The organism is Marinobacter mangrovi (genome assembly GCF_016798325.1).
GTDB classification, from domain to species: domain Bacteria; phylum Pseudomonadota; class Gammaproteobacteria; order Pseudomonadales; family Oleiphilaceae; genus Marinobacter_A; species Marinobacter_A mangrovi.
Genome location: NZ_JAERVO010000001.1, coordinates 685,334 through 700,800 on the forward strand (window position 1 = coordinate 685,334; position 15,467 = coordinate 700,800).

Below are 15,467 nucleotides of genomic sequence, written 5' to 3' on the forward strand. Positions count from 1 at the left end.
TACGGCAATTATTTTTGCGGCAGGGCATTGCCGGACATCGGCAAGCCTCTTCCGCCCTGCCTACATCGGGACTTCAACGTGTCCCGGAGACGTGACCTGCGCACGCAACGTCTTCTCGGAACGCAGGTTCTGGACCATGATCTGTTCACCCACGCGCCCATCGCCCAGCGCCTTGCCTCGGGACTGCACGGCAATCGATCCACTGCGGGCGACGATAATAACATGGTCCCCCCGGGACACGGCATCGGGCTGGGTGACGACGTCCGGGGTGAAAATCGTGCCGGAATTCACGGAGCGCCGTACCTCCAGTCCAACCAGGTCCTCACGCCGCGTGATGGCCCCTCGGCGAACGGAGTTGATGACAATCGGCTGGGTCGCAATCATGCCTCCGGTAATGCGCTCGCCCCGGCTCAGGGGGCGGGCGGCGACCAGCCCCGGGCCCCGAATCTCCAGCGTCGCAGAGAGGTAAAGGCGCCAGGGGCGCTGGCCGTCACAGGATACGGACAGGGTTGGCTGCGTGGTTTCTGTCGGATCGCTGGTGAAACTGACGGACGGCCCATCCTCGCAAGCGGCCAGGTTCAGCCGCGAATCCAGTGACCCCAGGCTATAGGTGGCCGTCTGGCCGGCGTCCTTGCGTTCCGCGACGTATTGATCGAGAAACTGTTGCGCCGCTTGCCGGATCATGGCCGCCGTCGTTTTTTCGGCGGCGCTCAGGGGTGACGAGATCACCATGCCAATGGACAAGAGGAAAATGACTATGCGCATTTTGGACTGTATGACCTATGCTTACGGTTGAATCCAGGGGCAGGATTGCGATCAACTAGCCCCATGGCCTATTGACGACTTTCCGTCACCGGCGGATGATGCCGGACACTTTTCGGTAAAAGTCGCAATAACTGTGCCGATTTGATCAGCATGGATGATAACGGCCATCTACGGACGCGGAACTGAATAACAAGCAAGATAGGTAAGAGCGTTATGGCAGGCGTATTGGACAGTGTGAATCAGAGAACGCAGCTGGTCGGGCAGAATCGCCTGGAGTTGCTACTGTTTCGCTTGCGTGGCCGTCAGGTCTACGGCATCAATGTGTTCAAGGTGAAGGAAGTCCTTCAATGCCCGAAGCTGTCATCCATCCCGCAAAGCCGTTCGGTGGTCCGGGGGGTGTCGCACATTCGGGGGGAGACCATTCCGATCATCGACATGAGTCTGGCGATCGGTTTGCCGGAGATTCCAGCGAGTAACCTCGCCGAAAGCTTCGTGATCATGTCGGAGTACAACCGGCGCACCCAGGGTTTCCTGGTGGGCAGCGTGGACCGCATCGTCAACCTCAACTGGGAAGAAGTATCGCCGCCGCCCAAAGGGGCCGGGCGCGAAGTTTACCTGACCGCCGTGGCCCGCATCGACGACCAACTGATCGAAATCATCGATGTTGAAAAGATCCTGGCTGAGGTGGCACCGTTGCGCGAGGATGTGGGCGAAGAGTTGGTGGGCCGCAGCTCCGAAACGGATCGGACATCCACCCGTCCCGTTCTGGTCGTTGACGATTCCAGCGTGGCGCGGCGCCAGGTCGAACGCTGCCTGACGGCGATCGGACTGGCGGTGGTCACCCGTAACGACGGCAAACAGGCTCTGGACTACGTCAAAGAGCTGACCGCTGACGGCTCCGACATCAGCGATCACCTGTGCATGATGATTTCCGACGTGGAAATGCCGGAAATGGACGGCTACACATTGGTAACGCGGTGCAAGGAAAACACGCAGCTGAATTCGCTGTACATCATGCTGCATACGTCGTTGAGCGGTGTGTTTAACAAGGCCATGGTTCAGAAAGTGGGTGCTGACGACTTCATGGCGAAGTTCAGCCCAGACGAGCTCGCTGAGCGGGTGATGGAAGTGCTGGATCAACTATGATCCGCGCCGAGAAGGACCGGAATCGCTGCAAGGGCCCATGAAATCAGAGATTACTCCCCAGGAATACGACGCATTCAAAGGATTCCTGCAGGACGCCTGCGGAATTTTGTTGGGCGACAACAAGCAATACCTCGTCAAGAGCCGCCTCCGGAAAATCCTTGAGGAAAACGGCTTCGATACCCTTGGTGGCCTGATCAAGCAATTGCAGCGCCCCCGGGATCCATTGCGCGAGGTGGTGATCGATGCGATGACCACCAACGAGACACTGTGGTTCCGCGACACCCACCCCTTCCGCATCCTGAATGAGCGATTGCTGCCGGAACTGGCGGAGCAGAAGGGCAACCAGCCTTTACGGATCTGGTCGGCTGCCTGTTCCACCGGGCAGGAGCCTTATTCCATCGCGATGGCGATCGACGAGTTTCGCCGGCTCAAGCCGGGGCGCCTGCGGGGAGATGTACGGATCGTAGCGACCGATATCTCCCGTAGCGTCCTGGAAGTAGCCCGTCGGGGCGAGTACGAGATGCTCGCTATCGGGCGGGGCCTCTCGCCGGATCGTCAACGCAACTACTTCACGTCCTCGCCGTCCGGCGGCTGGCAGATCAAGCCTGCGATCAAGAACATGGTCGAGTTCAAGGAGCTGAACCTCCTGGACCGCTACATCATGGGCAAATTCGACCTGGTGTTCTGCCGTAACGTCCTGATCTATTTCTCCGCGGACCTCAAGAAAGACATCCTTACCCGCATGCACAGCGCCTTGGTGCCGGGTGGCTACCTGATCCTGGGGGCTTCGGAATCCCTGAATGGGTTGCCGGAATATTATGAGATGGTTCAGTGCCAGCCGGGGATTATCTATCGGGCCAAGAAGCGGTAAGGGGTTCTGGTCGAACGCGAGTAATGCAGAATAAAAGCCCGGTCTCTCGCCGGGCTTTTTAGGTTTGGCGGTGTGGGCATGATGGTTTGGCGCGTTGCGCCTCACCCCTTCGGGACCGTCGTCGCTGGCGCTCCGACGTTCCTCCGCAGGCTTTCGCCTGCTCCGGTCGAACCCGCGAGGGTTCTTCTACCCACCCAATCAGCCAATAAAAAACCCGGCTCGAAAGCCGGGTTCTTTTATTGGCGGAGAGGGGCGAGCGAGGTTTTCATTGCGAACATCGTTCGCAACCTTGCGAGCGCTCCCGGCCTCTGGGCGGGAGCCGGACGGTCGCCGACCGATCCGCCATAAAAAAAGCCCGGCATTGCCGGGCTTCCTCAAATTTGGCGGAGAGGGAGGGATGATTCGGCGCTTTGCGCCTCACCCCTTCGGGGCCGTCGTCGCATACGCTCCGACGTTCCTCCGCAGGCGTTCGCCTGCTCCGGTCGAACCCGCGAGGGTTCTTCTACCCACCCAATCAGCCAATAAAAAACCCGGCTCGAAAGCCGGGTTCTTTTATTGGCGGAGAGGGAGGGATTCGAACCCTCGATACGCTATTAACGTATACACACTTTCCAGGCGTGCGCCTTCAGCCACTCGGCCACCTCTCCAATAAACTGTTTCAGACGGGCTGTGCCGATCTGAGGGCGCAAACTCTAATGGTTTTGTTCAGATTTGGCAACTCTCTTTCGGTATTTTCGTGTAAAAACAACAAGGCGTGTGCTTTTTGATCAGTTTTGGTGGCAGTCTGATGAGCTAAGCGGCGGACCTTTCCCCGGGGCCGTCACGGCCAAATGAGGGCCTTGCCGTCGGTGTTCCACGTTGTCCTCGCAAAAAACGCCTCAAACACCACTCGCTCACACTGTACGTTGGCCAGCTCCGCAAACCGGAAACGGACTTCCGTATCCGGTCCGCGCTGACAGAGCCGGCTGCAATCCAATGCCGCCACTGTCCCGATCTTGGGATACCCACCCATGGTCTGCCGGTCGTTGAGCAGGACGATGGGCTGGCCGTCGGCAGGGACCTGGATGGAGCCCAGGGCAATGCCTTCGGAGAGCAGTGTCATTCCCGGGACGTCGATGTCGGTGCCCGATAACCGGTAACCCATGCGGTCGATTTGCTGGGTGATGGTGTAGGGCGCGGTCGTCAATGTACGACGTGCTTCGTGGCTGAACGCCGAGTACTGGTAGCCCGGGATGACGTTCAGGGTGAGCGGGGCGGTGTAATCCGGGAGAAACGTCTCAGGCATCTGCCGGTGCGGGGCGATGTCCGTGGACGCCGCTTCGATCAACTGGCCGGACTCGACGGCGCTTAAGCCGGGCAAGCCTTCCCGGGGCGTCATGGCGTGGCTTTGGCAGAGGCATTTGCCCAGCCAGCCGCCGCGCACCGCGATGTAGTTGAGCAAACCGCTGGTTGGCGATTCCAGGCTGATGGTGTCGCCGGCCTGCAGGGCGTGCGTGCGCCAGAGGGAGTGGCGGCGGCCGTTAATCGCCAATCGGCCCGCGGCACCGGTGACGGCGATGCTCATGGGGCCGGTGGCTTCGGCACTGAACCCGCCCATCAGGACTTCCAGGCAGGCGCTCCCACGGGGATTATCCAGCAGCTTGTTGGCCCAGCGAAACGCGTGCAGATCGGCGGCGCCACCGACGGCCAATCCCAGATGTTGCCCGTGTCGTCGTCCTTCATCCTGCAGGGTGGTTCGCAGGCCGGTACTTTGAACGCGCAGGCCGCTCACAGCTCGCCTCCCTGCGCGAGAAAGTCCTCACGGGATATCGACTTGAAGGAGACTCGATCGCCCGTCTGAAGCAGCGACAGGCTGTCCAGTGAGAACAGTCGGGTGGGGCAGCGGCCAATGATGTTCCAGCCGCCCGGTGAGACGGATGGGTACACGGCGGTTTGCTGGTTGGCGATGCCGACGCTGCCGGCAGGTACACGCTGGCGTGGTGTTGTCTTGCGGGGTGTGGCAATCGACGGATCGACGGTGCCCATGAAACCAAAGCCGGGGGCAAAGCCCATGGCAAACACCCGGTAGGTCGTCGCCGTGTGCCGCTGGATCACGTCGTTAATGCTCAGTCCGGCCTGTTCGGCCAGCGCTTCGAGGTCCAGCCCCACGTCCGGGTGATAATAGACGGGTAATTCAATCAGGCGGCCTGTTGTAGCGGGCTCTGAGGTGTCTTCACCCGTCGCCGTCAGGATGAGCTCGATCGCACGGATGACCCGCCGGAAATCCACCTTGTGCAGATCGTAAACCACAAGCAGCGTGGTGTAGGCGGGAACCTGATCGATGATCCAGTCGCCGAGTTGTTCGGCGATCGTTTGCTGCGCAGCCAGGATCCTCGGGGTCAACTGCTCATCCAGCGTATCGCCAAAGCGGATCAGGATACTGTCTTCGGAAACGGGCTCGATGATCACGCGGCTTTTCCCAGCGCCTCGCGTATCGCTTTCACGGCGGCCAGGGATTCGGGGTTGTCGCCGTGCACGCACAAGCTGTCTGCAGGCAGATCGAGCCACTGGCCTTCGATGCTTCGAACACCACCCTGTTCGGCGAAGCTGCGGGCCTGGGCCACTATGGTGGCGGCCTCGTGATGGACCGCACCCGGTTGCCGGCGCGAGACCAGCTGACCGTCGTTATCGTAAGCCCGGTCAGCAAACGCTTCGAGCCAGAGCGGGACGCCGTATTGCGCAGCCAGGGCCCGGTGGTCGCCGTGCATTCGGGTTGTGGGAATCATGAGCGTCAGGCTCGGGTTGTAATCGTGAACGGCTTTCAGGACGGCCTCAAGAACGGCCGGGTCCTTCATCATGTCGTTGTTCAGCGCCCCATGGGGTTTGACGTAGGCCACCTGTTGGCCCGCCGCCCGACAGATGCCATCCAGCGCGCCGACCTGGTACCAGATCAGGGCGTGGATCTGCTCCGCCGTGTGGGGCATCGACCGACGCCCAAACCCCTGAAGGTCGGCATAGGCCGGGTGGGCACCCATCATCACACCATGGCTGGCGGCCAACCGTACCGTTTTCACCATGATGTCGGGGTCGGACGCGTGGAAACCGCAGGCAATGTTGGCCATGTCGATCAGGGGCATGACCGCCTCGTCGTTGCCCATGGTCCAGGCGCCAAAGCTTTCGCCCAGGTCGCAATTCAGTTTCAAGGTGGTCTCCTTCGGGGGTGATACAGCTTCAGGATAACAGGCCCTATGAAGGGGTAAAGCCATGTTGGCCGCAGGATTTTAACGGGCGGGGATCGTCGGGTGGGGGCAGCAAAGACGGAGATAGGAAGGAGAGTGTTGGGCGGAACACCCGCAGGTGCCCGCCCGTCTGACATCAAGCTTCCAGTTCGGCCAGGCTCTCCTCCATGATCGCCAGGCCCTCTTCGAGCACATCGTCCTCGATGGTGATGGGCATCAGCACTCGGATCGAGTTGCCCCAGAGGCCGCAGTTGAGCAGGATCAGTCCTTTTTCCTTGCACTTCTTGACCAGGGCGCCGGTCATCTCCGGCTCCGGGGTGCGCGAGGCTTTGTCCGTCACCAGCTCGAAAGCGGCCATGGGCCCGAGGTGGCGGACGTTGTCGACGTGTTTGAACTTGTCCTGCCATTGCAGGAAGCGTTTTTCCAGCTTGTTGCCCAGAACCACGCTTTTCTCGAGGATGTTTTCCTCTTCAAACACCTCCAGCACGGCCAGCGCCGACGCACAGGCCAGCGGGCTGCCGCTGTAAGTGCCGCCCAGGCTGTTGGGGCCGGAGGCGTCCATCATGCGGGCGTTGCCGACCACGGCGGAAATCGGCATGCCGTCCGCCATGCTCTTGGCCATGGTCATGATGTCCGGCTTCACGTTGCTGTGCTCGATGGCGAACATCTTGCCGGTACGGCCGAAGCCGGACTGCACTTCGTCGACGATCAGGGCGATGCCGTGATCGTCACAGATCTTGCGTAGCGCCTGCAGGAAGCTGGGCGGTGCGATGTAGAAGCCGCCTTCACCCTGGACCGCCTCAACGACAATCGCTGCGACGTCCTTGGTCGGGATGTCCGTCTTGAACAGCATGTGAAGCGCATCCAGCGCGTCTTCCTCGGTGATGCCGTGGTAGGGAATCGGGAAGGGGGCGCGGAAAACCCCGCCGGGCATGGGGCCGAAGTCGTGTTTGTAGGGCAGAACCTTACCGGTCATGGCCAGGGTCATCAGGGTCCGGCCATGGTAGCCGCCGTCAAAGCAGATGACGCCGTGGCGTCCGGTGGCGCAACGGGCAATCTTGACGGCATTCTCCAACGCTTCGGCACCGGCGTTGAACATACAGGCCTTGGCCGCATCCCCGGTCACCGGTGAAACCTTGCACAGCTTTTCGGCCAGCTGGACGTAAGGGGCGTAGGGCATGACGGTCTGGCAGGTGTGCATCACCTTATCCAGCTGCGCCTTCACGGCGTCCACGATTTTCGGGTGTCGATGGCCGATGTTGAGAACGCCGATACCCCCGGCAAAGTCGATCATTCGCTTGCCGTCCGCATCCCAGACTTCTGCATTCTTCGCCCGGTCGGCGAACTGATCGTTCGGGCTGGCAGCGCCGGCCGCAACGTACTTTTCCTTGAGGGCTTGCAGTTCAGCGTTGTTCATAGGCGTTCTCCTGATTGGCATGCCGCGACATTCCGGCACGTTCATGGAAAATGGAATGGGACTCCCCATTCCTGGGCGACTGGTCTATCTATGACAGCCTAATCCTGACCTTTCTTCATTACAGCTTATAACTTAGAGGCTAAACCCCGGGTCTTGCCACCCCCTGAGCCTAAATTTCTGTTCGTTTCCGAGTGGAATCCGGACCACTCTGATCCGTGCGATCCGGCCATTAACCGGTCATATCCCGTCGAAGCGCTGTCATATCGGGCCATAGCGGCGTTTTGGGCGTGAAGTCGATGCAGTTGCCCATATAGTGGGAAGAACAAGAAAGCGTGATCAGGATGATCCGTGACAACAACGAGATGACTTGGATTTCTTGTTGATACGAAGCCAAGAGGCTTCACGCAAAGGAGGCTCAACGATGAGCATGGCTATTAACCGGGTGATTGGTTTGACGGAAGAGCGTCAACTCGAGGCGCGTTATGGCGTGACCGACCTGCACATCAGCTGGCGGGACGATGTCGTCGGCCAGCGCCAGACCGATCCCAATGGTCAGGAGCACCTGGCCCCGCTGGTCACCTGGCGCTATCGTGGCCAGACCTACCGGTTTGTTCCCCAGCTGGCTTTCCGGATCGAATTCCGGACGCTGCCGGCTGTCCTGCGTCAATGCGGTTTGCAGGAACGTCAGTACTTTGTTGTGGATGGGCTGGCCCTGTCGCGGGAGATCGGCGGGCAGTTGGTCACTCGCGGGCGACTGCCGGATGCCGTGTCGTAACGGCCAATACGGAGAAAGAAACGGAAGCCTGCGGGCTTCCGTTTTTTGTGGATGACTATCCGTTTATTCGGTGGCCCCCAAAGCTTTTGCCCGTTGGGCCCGGTCCCGCAGGGCTTTGGTGCCCGGGCTGCGCAGGGTCCAGCCTTTCAGGTTTTCTTCGATCAGTTGCTCCAGGGCGTCGATGTGCACATCCTCGGCATTCAGCGCCGGAATGTACTGGAAGCGCTCGCCGCCGGCGTCCATGAAATAGCCCCGGTTTTCCTCATCGATCTCTTCAATCGTTTCCAGGCAGTCGGCGGAGAAGCCCGGGCAGAACACGTCGATGGATTTGACCCCCTGATCGGGCAGTGCCTTGAGGGTTTCATCCGTGTAGGGCCTGAGCCATTCCTCGCGTCCGAACCGGGACTGGAACGTCGTCATGTAATCGTGTTCGCCCAGTCCCAGTCGCTCGGCCAGTAAGCGGGAGGTTTTCAGGCACTCGCAGTGATACGGGTCGCCGTTGAGCAGGTAGCGCTTGGGAATGCCGTGATAGGACAGAATCAGTTTCTCGCCAGCGCCGTGTTGGGCGCGATGGGCCTCGATGTGACGGGCCATCGCCTCGATGTAGGGTGGATAGTCCGGATAGTGGCTGATAAAGCGGAAGTCCGGCAGCCAGCGGCGCTGACTGAAATCCTTGCTGATGGCGTCGAACGTGGACGCCGAAGTGGATGCCGAATACTGGGGGTAGAGCGGCAGAACCAGCAGTTGGCGGACACCGGCCTGTTGCAGCTGCTCCAAAACTGAAGAAACGGACGGCGAGCCATAGCGCATGGCGAAGGCTACCACCACGTTGTCGCCATAGCGCGCCTGCAGGCGCTCTCTGAGCATCTCGCACTGGTTGGCGGTATGAATCAGCAAGGGCGACCCCTCGGCGGTCCAGACCTTGCTGTAGGCTGCTGCTGACCGCTTTGGGCGAATCCGGAGAATGACCCCGTTGAGAATCAGCCACCACAGCAGGCGCGGAAATTCCACCACCCGAGGGTCCGACAGGAACTCCCTCAGGTATCGGCGCAGGGCTGGCGCCGTCGGCGCGTCCGGTGTGCCCAGGTTGGTGATCAGAATACCGGTTTTCTGGGGTTGCTGGTGTTTGAATCCGGTTGGACCCTGGTAACGCATGGTGTGTTTCCGTCAACAATCACAAGTGGATGGCAGCTGCTGGACGCAATCCGGCGGCGGACGTTCCAGATACGTCAGTGTGCGCCGGAAGGATTAGCTTTTTCGCCGGACGAGTCAATGGCGTGCGTTGATAGCGGATGTCTATCGCTCAGCGTTCGCCAGGCGTCGAAGGTGCTGAGGAACACCTCGCCGGACAGGTTTTGCAGGAACCGGGTTCGCCGCAGGCGATCCATCACCGGTCCCTTGACCTCCGACAGGTGCAGTTGTATGCCGGCGCTTTGCAGTCGGGTGTTGATGGCTTCCAGCGTTTCCAGCGCCGACGCATCGATGGTATTGATGCCGGTGCACATCAACACGAAATCCGTGGCTTCCGGGCGCCGGCTGACCAGCTCACTGACGCAGTCATCCAGGTAGCGGGCGTTGGCAAAATAGAGGGTTTCATCCACACGCAGGATCACAATCAGCGGGTGTGTTTCCACGGCGTAGCGTTGCTGGTTACGAAAGTGTTCGGTGCCCGGGATGCGGCCGACCACGGCCACGTGCGGCCGGCTGGTCCGATACAGGTACAGCATCAGTGACAGCGCGACACCGGCGAGAATGCCCGGAATGACGCCCGCCAGGAGCGTCAGCAGCAGCGTGGTCAGCAGGGCCAGGCCGTCCTGGCGGGAATAGCGCCAGGTGTCCGCAATGGCCCTGAAATCGACCAGCGTGGTCACCGCCACGATGATGATCGCGGCCAGTGTCGACTTGGGCAGGTAATGGAACAGATCGGTGAAGAAAACCGTGACCAGGGCAATGCCTATGGCGCTGAATACCCCGGCCAGCTGGGTTCGGGCGCCGGCTTCGATGTTAACGACCGAACGGGAGAAGCCGCCGGCCACAGCAAGCCCGCCCGATACGGCGGCGGCCAGGTTGGCCGCGCCCAGCCCCATCAGTTCCTGGTTGGCGTCCAGCCGCTCACCCCGGCGGGCGGCGATACGATGCGCAATCGATGTGGACTCCACAAAAATCACCAGGCTGATCAGGATGGCCGGCACCGCCAGGGCCTCCACCAGGGGCAGGTTAATCGCGGGCAGCGACAGCCCGGGCAACCCGGACGGCAGGTTGCCGATCACGCGGACGCCGGCGGTGTCGAGGTGCCGCCAGGCCGTCACGGCGGCGGTGGCGATCACCACCAGCATGGGGGCCAGGCGCGCCAGCGTTGATGCCACGCCGACAGGCAGGCCAATGGCACAGAACAGGCGCTGGCTGAATCGGCGGGCCAGCAGCAGGAACAGGACGGAGCCGATGCCGAGGATGGCCGTCGGATCATTGAACCGGCCCACGTGTTCGCCGATTGAGTGGAGTAATGCGGGTAAGGTGCTGCCTTCGGTGGGAATGCCCAGCAGGGTTCCGACCTGACTGAGGATGATGATCAGTGCCGAACCGGAGATAAAACCGGAGATCACCGGGTGGCTGATAAAGTTGGCCATGAACCCGAGGCGTGCGACACCCATAACGAAGAGGATGACGCCGCAGAGCAGGGCCAGTACCAGTGAGCTGGTGGCAAAATCGGCCAGACCCGCGGCCTGGATGTCGCCGACGGTGGTGGCGCTCATCAAGGCGATCAGCGCCACCGGGCCAACCGCCAGGGCGCTGCTGCTGGCAAACAGGGCGTAACCAATGACCGGCAGGAGACTCGCGTACAGGCCCGCCTGGGCCGGCAGGCCGGCGAGCAGGGCATAGGCCAACGACTGGGGAATCACCAGCACGGTCATGATGCACGCGGCCAGCAGATCCTGGATCAGCGTGGTGCGGTGATAGTCGCGCAGCCAGCCCAGAGGCGGCAGTACTGCGGAGAGGCGTTCTCTCATTACCGCCCGGATCCCGATCAGTCGTTGCGTTTGGCGGCGATGCGGAGCATCCGCTCACGCTGCGCGCCAAGGTCATACCCTTCCGATCGGGCGGTCTGCAGAAGCTGGTCGATGTTGTCCTGACGGGCTCGGGACAGGGCCCAGAGCGTTGAGCAGCGGGTGCCCGTGCGGCAGAAGGCGAGGATGGGCTTGGAGGCCGTTTCCAGAAGTGGCGCGAAACGAGCCACATCGTCATCGGTGATGTTGCCGGATTGCACCGGCAGGTAAACCCATTCCATGCCGTTTTCGCGGGCGGCCTGGGCGATGGCGTCCGTGGCGGGTTGGTCGTCACCCTCTCGGTCCGGTCGATTGGAGACCAGTGTCTTGAATCCGGCGCGGGCTGCTTCCGCCACGTCGTCCACCGTAATCTGCGGAGCGACCGTCAGATCGTCGTCGAGTTTGTGCAATTCCATGGCAGTCTCCTGTTGAATGGTAATCGGGCGCAGCGTCCGGTTTTATGCCGCGAGAGTAACATGAGCGGGGCGATGCTGTACGCCGCGATTTATGACCCCAAAGCCGTGTGCTGACGCTGCTCCCATGATTGGAAAACCTGAAACAGGATCATACCGGCCACCATGGCGGCGACGAAAATAACCGCCTTGGCCTGGCCGGCACCCAGAGCCACGATAGCCGGGCCCGGGCAGAAGCCGGCGAGTCCCCAGCCGGCCCCGAACAACAGGGCGCCGATCACCAGCCGGCGGTCGATGACGGTGCTGTCCGGCAGTCGCATGGGGTGTCCCAGCAGACTGGTGGTGCGCCGACGGGCTGCGGTAAAACCGAACAGACCGACCAGGATTGCGCCGACCATGACCAGCGCCAGCGAGGGGTCCCAGACTCCGGCCAGATCCAGGAAGCCAAGGACCTTGGCGGGATTCGCCATGCCCGAGACCAGCAGGCCAACACCGAAAATCAACCCCGAAATAAAGGCAAATAACAGGGTTCGCATCACACACCTCCCAGCACGTGGCGCACGATATAGACGGTGACAAAGCCCATGGCCATGAACAGCGTGGTGGCCACCAGCGAGCGAGGTGACAGGCGCGACAGGCCGCACACCCCATGGCCACTGGTGCAGCCGGATCCCATCCGGGTGCCGAAACCCACCAACAGTCCTGCAATCACCAGCAGCGGCGTCGAGGCATCGATTTCGATGGCTGGCAGGGCTGCAACGACCACCCAGATCAGGGGGGCCGACACCATTCCGAGCAGGAAGGCGACTCGCCAGGCATTCTCACCTTTTGAGGGGGTGAGCAGTCCGCCCAATATGCCGCTGATGCCGGCTATGCGTCCGTTGACGAGAATGAGTATAACGGCCGCGAGGCCGATCATTATACCGCCTGTGAGGGCGGTCATCGGTGTGAAGTGTGTCCAGTCGATCGTCATCACACGGTCTCCTCTGTACAGAACAGATCATAGAGCTGCTGAACCATCACCAACACTTTGGGATCGTCGATCCGGTAGAACACCTGCTTGCCCAGCTTGCGGGGCGCAATCAGTCCCTCCCGCCGCAAAATGCCCAACTGCTGGGACAGGGAAGGCTGGCGAATGCCGGTGGCGGCCTCCAGATCGCTGACGCCCAGCTCACCCTGGCTGAGCTGGCACAGCAGCATCAGTCGGTCGGCATTGGCAATACTGCGCAGGAACTGGCTGGCGCGGTCGGCAGAAGCCCGCATTTCATGGATGTCGATGGCCGGCTCACTCATGACCCTGAAATCTCCGATATCATTGGTTCGGAATTAAATAACATTTAAATATATTATATAACGATAGATTGACTTGGCAACGGTGAATTGAAAAAGGCAGATCCCGGGCATAAAAAAGCCCGGCACGGGAGGCCGGGCAGAGGCGTGCGAGTAGTATCCATGAAAGACTTCCAGACAAACCGGCATCAGCAGGGATACCGGTCCATTCAGTATTGTTTATATTTTGAACATCTCAAGTTTTTGAACGCTTCAGTTGAAACTATTTTCTTCTAACGAAATAACTCTTATAGCGTCCCGGAAGACCTGTGCTGGCGCGGCTTTCCAGAGGATCGTCTCATTGGGAAAGGGTTCTGGAGAGGGCCTTTTAATTCCGCTGATTTACCGGATTACGGGGCCTGATTCTGACCGGTGGATGTAATACAATGAGCTCAATATATAGGGTGCGGGAAAGGTATTGTCCCGATGATTTTCACAAACCGGCCCGCTGTTGGAGCAGGTATCTATGAGCAGTGACAACGACCAAGAGAAGGGCAACGACAACGATCAGGAACGTGATGCCCAGTTGGCGGATCGTATCAAGGGGTCGGCTCGCCAGATCTGGCTGGCGGGTCTGGGCGCCTACACCAAGGCGGAGGAAGACGCCGGCCGCTTTTTTGATCGTCTCGTCCACGAAGGTGAAGAGCTGGAAAACAAGACGCGGGGCGTCGTTGAGCGCCACGTGCGTAACGTGGAAGGCCACGTTGAGGGCGTGAAAGAGCGCGCAAGCGGCACCTGGGATCGTCTTGAAGGCCTGTTCGACCAGCGCGTCTCCGGGGCCCTGCGCCGGCTGGGCATTCATCGCCGGGAAGAGATTGAAGCGCTGGAAGCCCGCATTTCAGCGCTGGAAGCGGAGCTCAAGGCCGTGCGCAAGGACAAGGCGCGCAAGATGAGTAGCGAAGAGGAGTAACGGCCGCTCACGGCAACCTCTCTTGTCATAGCGTTTACATCAGCCTGGTGGTAACTAAAGGTAGTCCTCCGCCATCAGGCGGGCTTGCTCGGCGGTGTCTTCGGTCAGATAGGGGGTGATCAGGTTGATCATCTGGAAGACGCCGCGTCCCAGATCCACATTGTCCTTATTGTTCAGGTGTGACAGCAGCTCGAAGCTGACCCAGTAACTCAGGGTGAGCGTCAGCTGCTCACACAAGGCGTCCAGTTCGTGATCGTCGATCGCCATGACGTCCTGCTGGCGCAGGCTGCCGCACAGCGTCAGGAAGGCGCGGCGCTTGAGTTTGAGAATCGCCCGGAAACGTTTTTGCAGGGTGTCATAGCGAGACAGTACGTTGACCAGGTCCTGGTACAGGAAGCGGTAACGGGCGATGGCCTCGAACGTCAGATGCAGAAAGATGCCCAGCTGCTCCAGGCTGATATCCACATCCGATGGCACTTCCAACAGATCCAGCAACTCGGCTTCGTAGCGGCCGAACAGTTCGCCGACGATGTCGCCTTTGCTCTTGAAGTGGTAGTACAGGTTGCCGGGGCTGATCTCCATTTCATCGGAGATCAGCAGGGTGGTCACGTTGGGCTCACCCACCACGTTAAACAGAGTCAGGCTGGTGTCCAGAATCCTGTCGCGGGTCTTGACCTTCATGGCTGTTCCCTGGCCCGGCTGGCCAATCAGAGGTCGAATTCGGCCCAGATCGGGCAGTGATCCGAGGGACGCTCCATGCCACGGATGTCATAGGAAACGCCGGATGCCCGGGCCTTGGGCAGCAGCCCTTTGCTGGCCATGATCAGGTCGATGCGCAGGCCGCGGCGCGGGTCACGCTCGAACCCCTTGCTGCGATAGTCGAACCAGCTGAAGGTATCGGCTTCGTCCGGATGCAGGTGGCGGAAAACATCGGTCAGGCCCCAGCTTTCCAGCGTGCTCATCCACTCGCGCTCTTCCGGCAGGAAACTGCATTTGCCAGTGCGTAACCAGCGCTTGGCGTTATCGGCGCCGATGCCGATGTCCTCGTCCCGGGGCGAGATGTTCATGTCGCCCATCACAATCACCGGATCGTCCGGCTTGGCGATGTCGGCCAGGTAGCGGTTGAGGTCGGCGTAGAACTTTTCCTTGGCCGGGAATTTGACCGGATGATCCCGGCTTTCACCCTGCGGGAAGTAGCCGTTAATGACCGTCAGCTTCTGGCCGCCGATGTTGAAGCGGCCGGCAATCAGGCGACGCTGCGCGTCTTCTTCGTCCCAGGGGTAGCCCTTCTGGACACACTCGGGCTCGTGCCGCGTCAGCAGCGCAACGCCGTAATGGGTCTTCTGGCCGTGGAAAAACACGTCATAGCCCATGGCCCGAATATCGTCAGCCGGGAACTCCTCGTCGGTCACCTTGGTTTCCTGGAGACCGATGATATCGGGGTTATAGGCGTCGATAACGGCCTGGAGCTGATGCAGGCGGGTACGAATACTGTTGACGTTGAAAGAGACGACGATCATCGGCTGATTATCTGTCCTGTTCGGCGGGTGGATAGGCAATGACGCGAGTCTACCACAGC

Annotated in this window: 17 protein-coding genes, 1 tRNA gene and 1 other RNA gene; 4 read left to right on the forward strand and 15 right to left on the reverse strand. The window is 60.6% G+C overall.

The genetic code is table 11. The features are described 5' to 3' along the window. Positions 1 to 60: 60 nt before the first annotated feature. Positions 61 to 765 carry a flagellar basal body P-ring formation chaperone FlgA gene (gene flgA / locus JL474_RS03065; protein ID WP_203140867.1) on the reverse strand — a complete coding sequence of 235 codons (705 nt, stop codon included), beginning with the start codon at positions 763 to 765 and terminating at the stop codon, positions 61 to 63. A 213-nt stretch (positions 766 to 978) separates the two neighbouring features. Between flgA and JL474_RS03070 the strand changes: the two genes are divergently transcribed. Next, the gene (locus tag JL474_RS03070; RefSeq protein WP_123634799.1) at positions 979 to 1,911 is read left to right on the forward strand and encodes a chemotaxis protein CheV; all 933 of its coding nucleotides are present in this window, start codon (positions 979 to 981) and stop codon (positions 1,909 to 1,911) included. A gap of 37 nt (positions 1,912 to 1,948) precedes the next feature. After that, positions 1,949 to 2,782: a CheR family methyltransferase gene (locus tag JL474_RS03075; RefSeq protein ID WP_123634798.1), complete on the forward strand. Its 834-nt coding sequence runs from the start codon at positions 1,949 to 1,951 to the stop codon at positions 2,780 to 2,782. A gap of 381 nt (positions 2,783 to 3,163) precedes the next feature. Here the strand turns inward: JL474_RS03075 and JL474_RS03080 are convergent. From JL474_RS03080 to gabT, 6 genes are all read right to left on the reverse strand, one after another. After that, positions 3,164 to 3,308: non-coding RNA, RtT sRNA (locus tag JL474_RS03080), on the reverse strand. A gap of 30 nt (positions 3,309 to 3,338) precedes the next feature. Further along, a tRNA-Ser gene (locus tag JL474_RS03085) sits at positions 3,339 to 3,429 on the reverse strand. Between the two features lie 173 nt (positions 3,430 to 3,602). After that, on the reverse strand, positions 3,603 to 4,553 hold the full coding sequence (locus tag JL474_RS03090) for a 5-oxoprolinase subunit C family protein (RefSeq protein WP_203140868.1): 951 nt from the start codon (positions 4,551 to 4,553) through the stop codon (positions 3,603 to 3,605). Then, complete coding sequence (gene pxpB / locus JL474_RS03095) at positions 4,550 to 5,227, reverse strand: 5-oxoprolinase subunit PxpB (RefSeq protein ID WP_203141295.1); 678 nt, start codon at positions 5,225 to 5,227, stop codon at positions 4,550 to 4,552. The genes JL474_RS03090 and pxpB overlap by 4 nt, the downstream gene beginning before the upstream one ends. After that, a complete protein-coding gene (locus JL474_RS03100) occupies positions 5,227 to 5,964 on the reverse strand; it encodes a 5-oxoprolinase subunit PxpA (protein ID WP_203140869.1) in 738 nt (245 codons plus the stop codon). Before JL474_RS03100 ends, pxpB begins: the two co-directional genes overlap by 1 nt. A 172-nt stretch (positions 5,965 to 6,136) precedes the next feature. Continuing rightward, positions 6,137 to 7,417 (reverse strand): 4-aminobutyrate--2-oxoglutarate transaminase, encoded by a 1,281-nt coding sequence (gene gabT, locus JL474_RS03105; protein WP_123634795.1) that lies wholly within the window; start codon positions 7,415 to 7,417, stop codon positions 6,137 to 6,139. Positions 7,418 to 7,838: 421 nt separating this feature from the next. On the opposite strand from gabT, the gene JL474_RS03110 reads away from it, so the two are divergent. Continuing rightward, complete coding sequence (locus JL474_RS03110; protein WP_203140870.1) at positions 7,839 to 8,192, forward strand: hypothetical protein; 354 nt, start codon at positions 7,839 to 7,841, stop codon at positions 8,190 to 8,192. 63 nt (positions 8,193 to 8,255) lie between these two features. On the opposite strand, the gene hemH is transcribed toward JL474_RS03110, so the two are convergent. The 6 genes from hemH to JL474_RS03140 all read right to left on the reverse strand — a co-directional run bounded on the left by hemH (position 8,256) and on the right by JL474_RS03140 (position 12,942). Further along, a complete protein-coding gene (gene hemH / locus JL474_RS03115) occupies positions 8,256 to 9,347 on the reverse strand; it encodes a ferrochelatase (protein WP_203140871.1) in 1,092 nt (363 codons plus the stop codon). Between the two features lie 74 nt (positions 9,348 to 9,421). Continuing rightward, complete coding sequence (locus JL474_RS03120) at positions 9,422 to 11,200, reverse strand: SulP family inorganic anion transporter (RefSeq protein WP_203140872.1); 1,779 nt, start codon at positions 11,198 to 11,200, stop codon at positions 9,422 to 9,424. Between the two features lie 17 nt (positions 11,201 to 11,217). Continuing rightward, positions 11,218 to 11,652 carry a TIGR01244 family sulfur transferase gene (locus tag JL474_RS03125; RefSeq protein WP_203140873.1) on the reverse strand — a complete coding sequence of 145 codons (435 nt, stop codon included), beginning with the start codon at positions 11,650 to 11,652 and terminating at the stop codon, positions 11,218 to 11,220. Between the two features lie 89 nt (positions 11,653 to 11,741). Beyond that, the gene (locus JL474_RS03130; protein ID WP_203140874.1) at positions 11,742 to 12,185 is read right to left on the reverse strand and encodes a YeeE/YedE family protein; all 444 of its coding nucleotides are present in this window, start codon (positions 12,183 to 12,185) and stop codon (positions 11,742 to 11,744) included. Then, positions 12,185 to 12,622 (reverse strand): YeeE/YedE family protein, encoded by a 438-nt coding sequence (locus tag JL474_RS03135; protein WP_236011968.1) that lies wholly within the window; start codon positions 12,620 to 12,622, stop codon positions 12,185 to 12,187. Before JL474_RS03135 ends, JL474_RS03130 begins: the two co-directional genes overlap by 1 nt. Continuing rightward, the gene (locus JL474_RS03140; RefSeq protein WP_123634788.1) at positions 12,622 to 12,942 is read right to left on the reverse strand and encodes an ArsR/SmtB family transcription factor; all 321 of its coding nucleotides are present in this window, start codon (positions 12,940 to 12,942) and stop codon (positions 12,622 to 12,624) included. Before JL474_RS03140 ends, JL474_RS03135 begins: the two co-directional genes overlap by 1 nt. Before the next feature lie 502 nt (positions 12,943 to 13,444). On the opposite strand from JL474_RS03140, the gene JL474_RS03145 reads away from it, so the two are divergent. Beyond that, the gene (locus JL474_RS03145) at positions 13,445 to 13,888 is read left to right on the forward strand and encodes a phasin family protein (RefSeq protein WP_203140876.1); all 444 of its coding nucleotides are present in this window, start codon (positions 13,445 to 13,447) and stop codon (positions 13,886 to 13,888) included. A gap of 54 nt (positions 13,889 to 13,942) precedes the next feature. Here the strand turns inward: JL474_RS03145 and JL474_RS03150 are convergent, their stop codons facing one another. Then, positions 13,943 to 14,569: a TetR/AcrR family transcriptional regulator gene (locus JL474_RS03150; protein WP_203140877.1), complete on the reverse strand. Its 627-nt coding sequence runs from the start codon at positions 14,567 to 14,569 to the stop codon at positions 13,943 to 13,945. 26 nt (positions 14,570 to 14,595) lie between these two features. Then, complete coding sequence (xthA, locus tag JL474_RS03155; protein ID WP_123634785.1) at positions 14,596 to 15,408, reverse strand: exodeoxyribonuclease III; 813 nt, start codon at positions 15,406 to 15,408, stop codon at positions 14,596 to 14,598. Positions 15,409 to 15,467: the final 59 nt, after the last annotated feature.

Coding starts and splice junctions, on each gene's coding strand:
- flgA (WP_203140867.1), bottom strand. CDS start 765: ATGCGCATAGTCATTTTCCTCTTGTCCATTGGCATGGTGATCTCGTCA.
- JL474_RS03070 (WP_123634799.1), top strand. CDS start 979: ATGGCAGGCGTATTGGACAGTGTGAATCAGAGAACGCAGCTGGTCGGG.
- JL474_RS03075 (WP_123634798.1), top strand. CDS start 1,949: ATGAAATCAGAGATTACTCCCCAGGAATACGACGCATTCAAAGGATTC.
- gabT (WP_123634795.1), bottom strand. CDS start 7,417: ATGAACAACGCTGAACTGCAAGCCCTCAAGGAAAAGTACGTTGCGGCC.
- JL474_RS03110 (WP_203140870.1), top strand. CDS start 7,839: ATGAGCATGGCTATTAACCGGGTGATTGGTTTGACGGAAGAGCGTCAA.
- hemH (WP_203140871.1), bottom strand. CDS start 9,347: ATGCGTTACCAGGGTCCAACCGGATTCAAACACCAGCAACCCCAGAAA.
- JL474_RS03120 (WP_203140872.1), bottom strand. CDS start 11,200: ATGAGAGAACGCCTCTCCGCAGTACTGCCGCCTCTGGGCTGGCTGCGC.
- JL474_RS03125 (WP_203140873.1), bottom strand. CDS start 11,652: ATGGAATTGCACAAACTCGACGACGATCTGACGGTCGCTCCGCAGATT.
- JL474_RS03130 (WP_203140874.1), bottom strand. CDS start 12,185: ATGCGAACCCTGTTATTTGCCTTTATTTCGGGGTTGATTTTCGGTGTT.
- JL474_RS03135 (WP_236011968.1), bottom strand. CDS start 12,622: ATGACGATCGACTGGACACACTTCACACCGATGACCGCCCTCACAGGC.
- JL474_RS03140 (WP_123634788.1), bottom strand. CDS start 12,942: ATGAGTGAGCCGGCCATCGACATCCATGAAATGCGGGCTTCTGCCGAC.
- JL474_RS03145 (WP_203140876.1), top strand. CDS start 13,445: ATGAGCAGTGACAACGACCAAGAGAAGGGCAACGACAACGATCAGGAA.
- JL474_RS03150 (WP_203140877.1), bottom strand. CDS start 14,569: ATGAAGGTCAAGACCCGCGACAGGATTCTGGACACCAGCCTGACTCTG.
- xthA (WP_123634785.1), bottom strand. CDS start 15,408: ATGATCGTCGTCTCTTTCAACGTCAACAGTATTCGTACCCGCCTGCAT.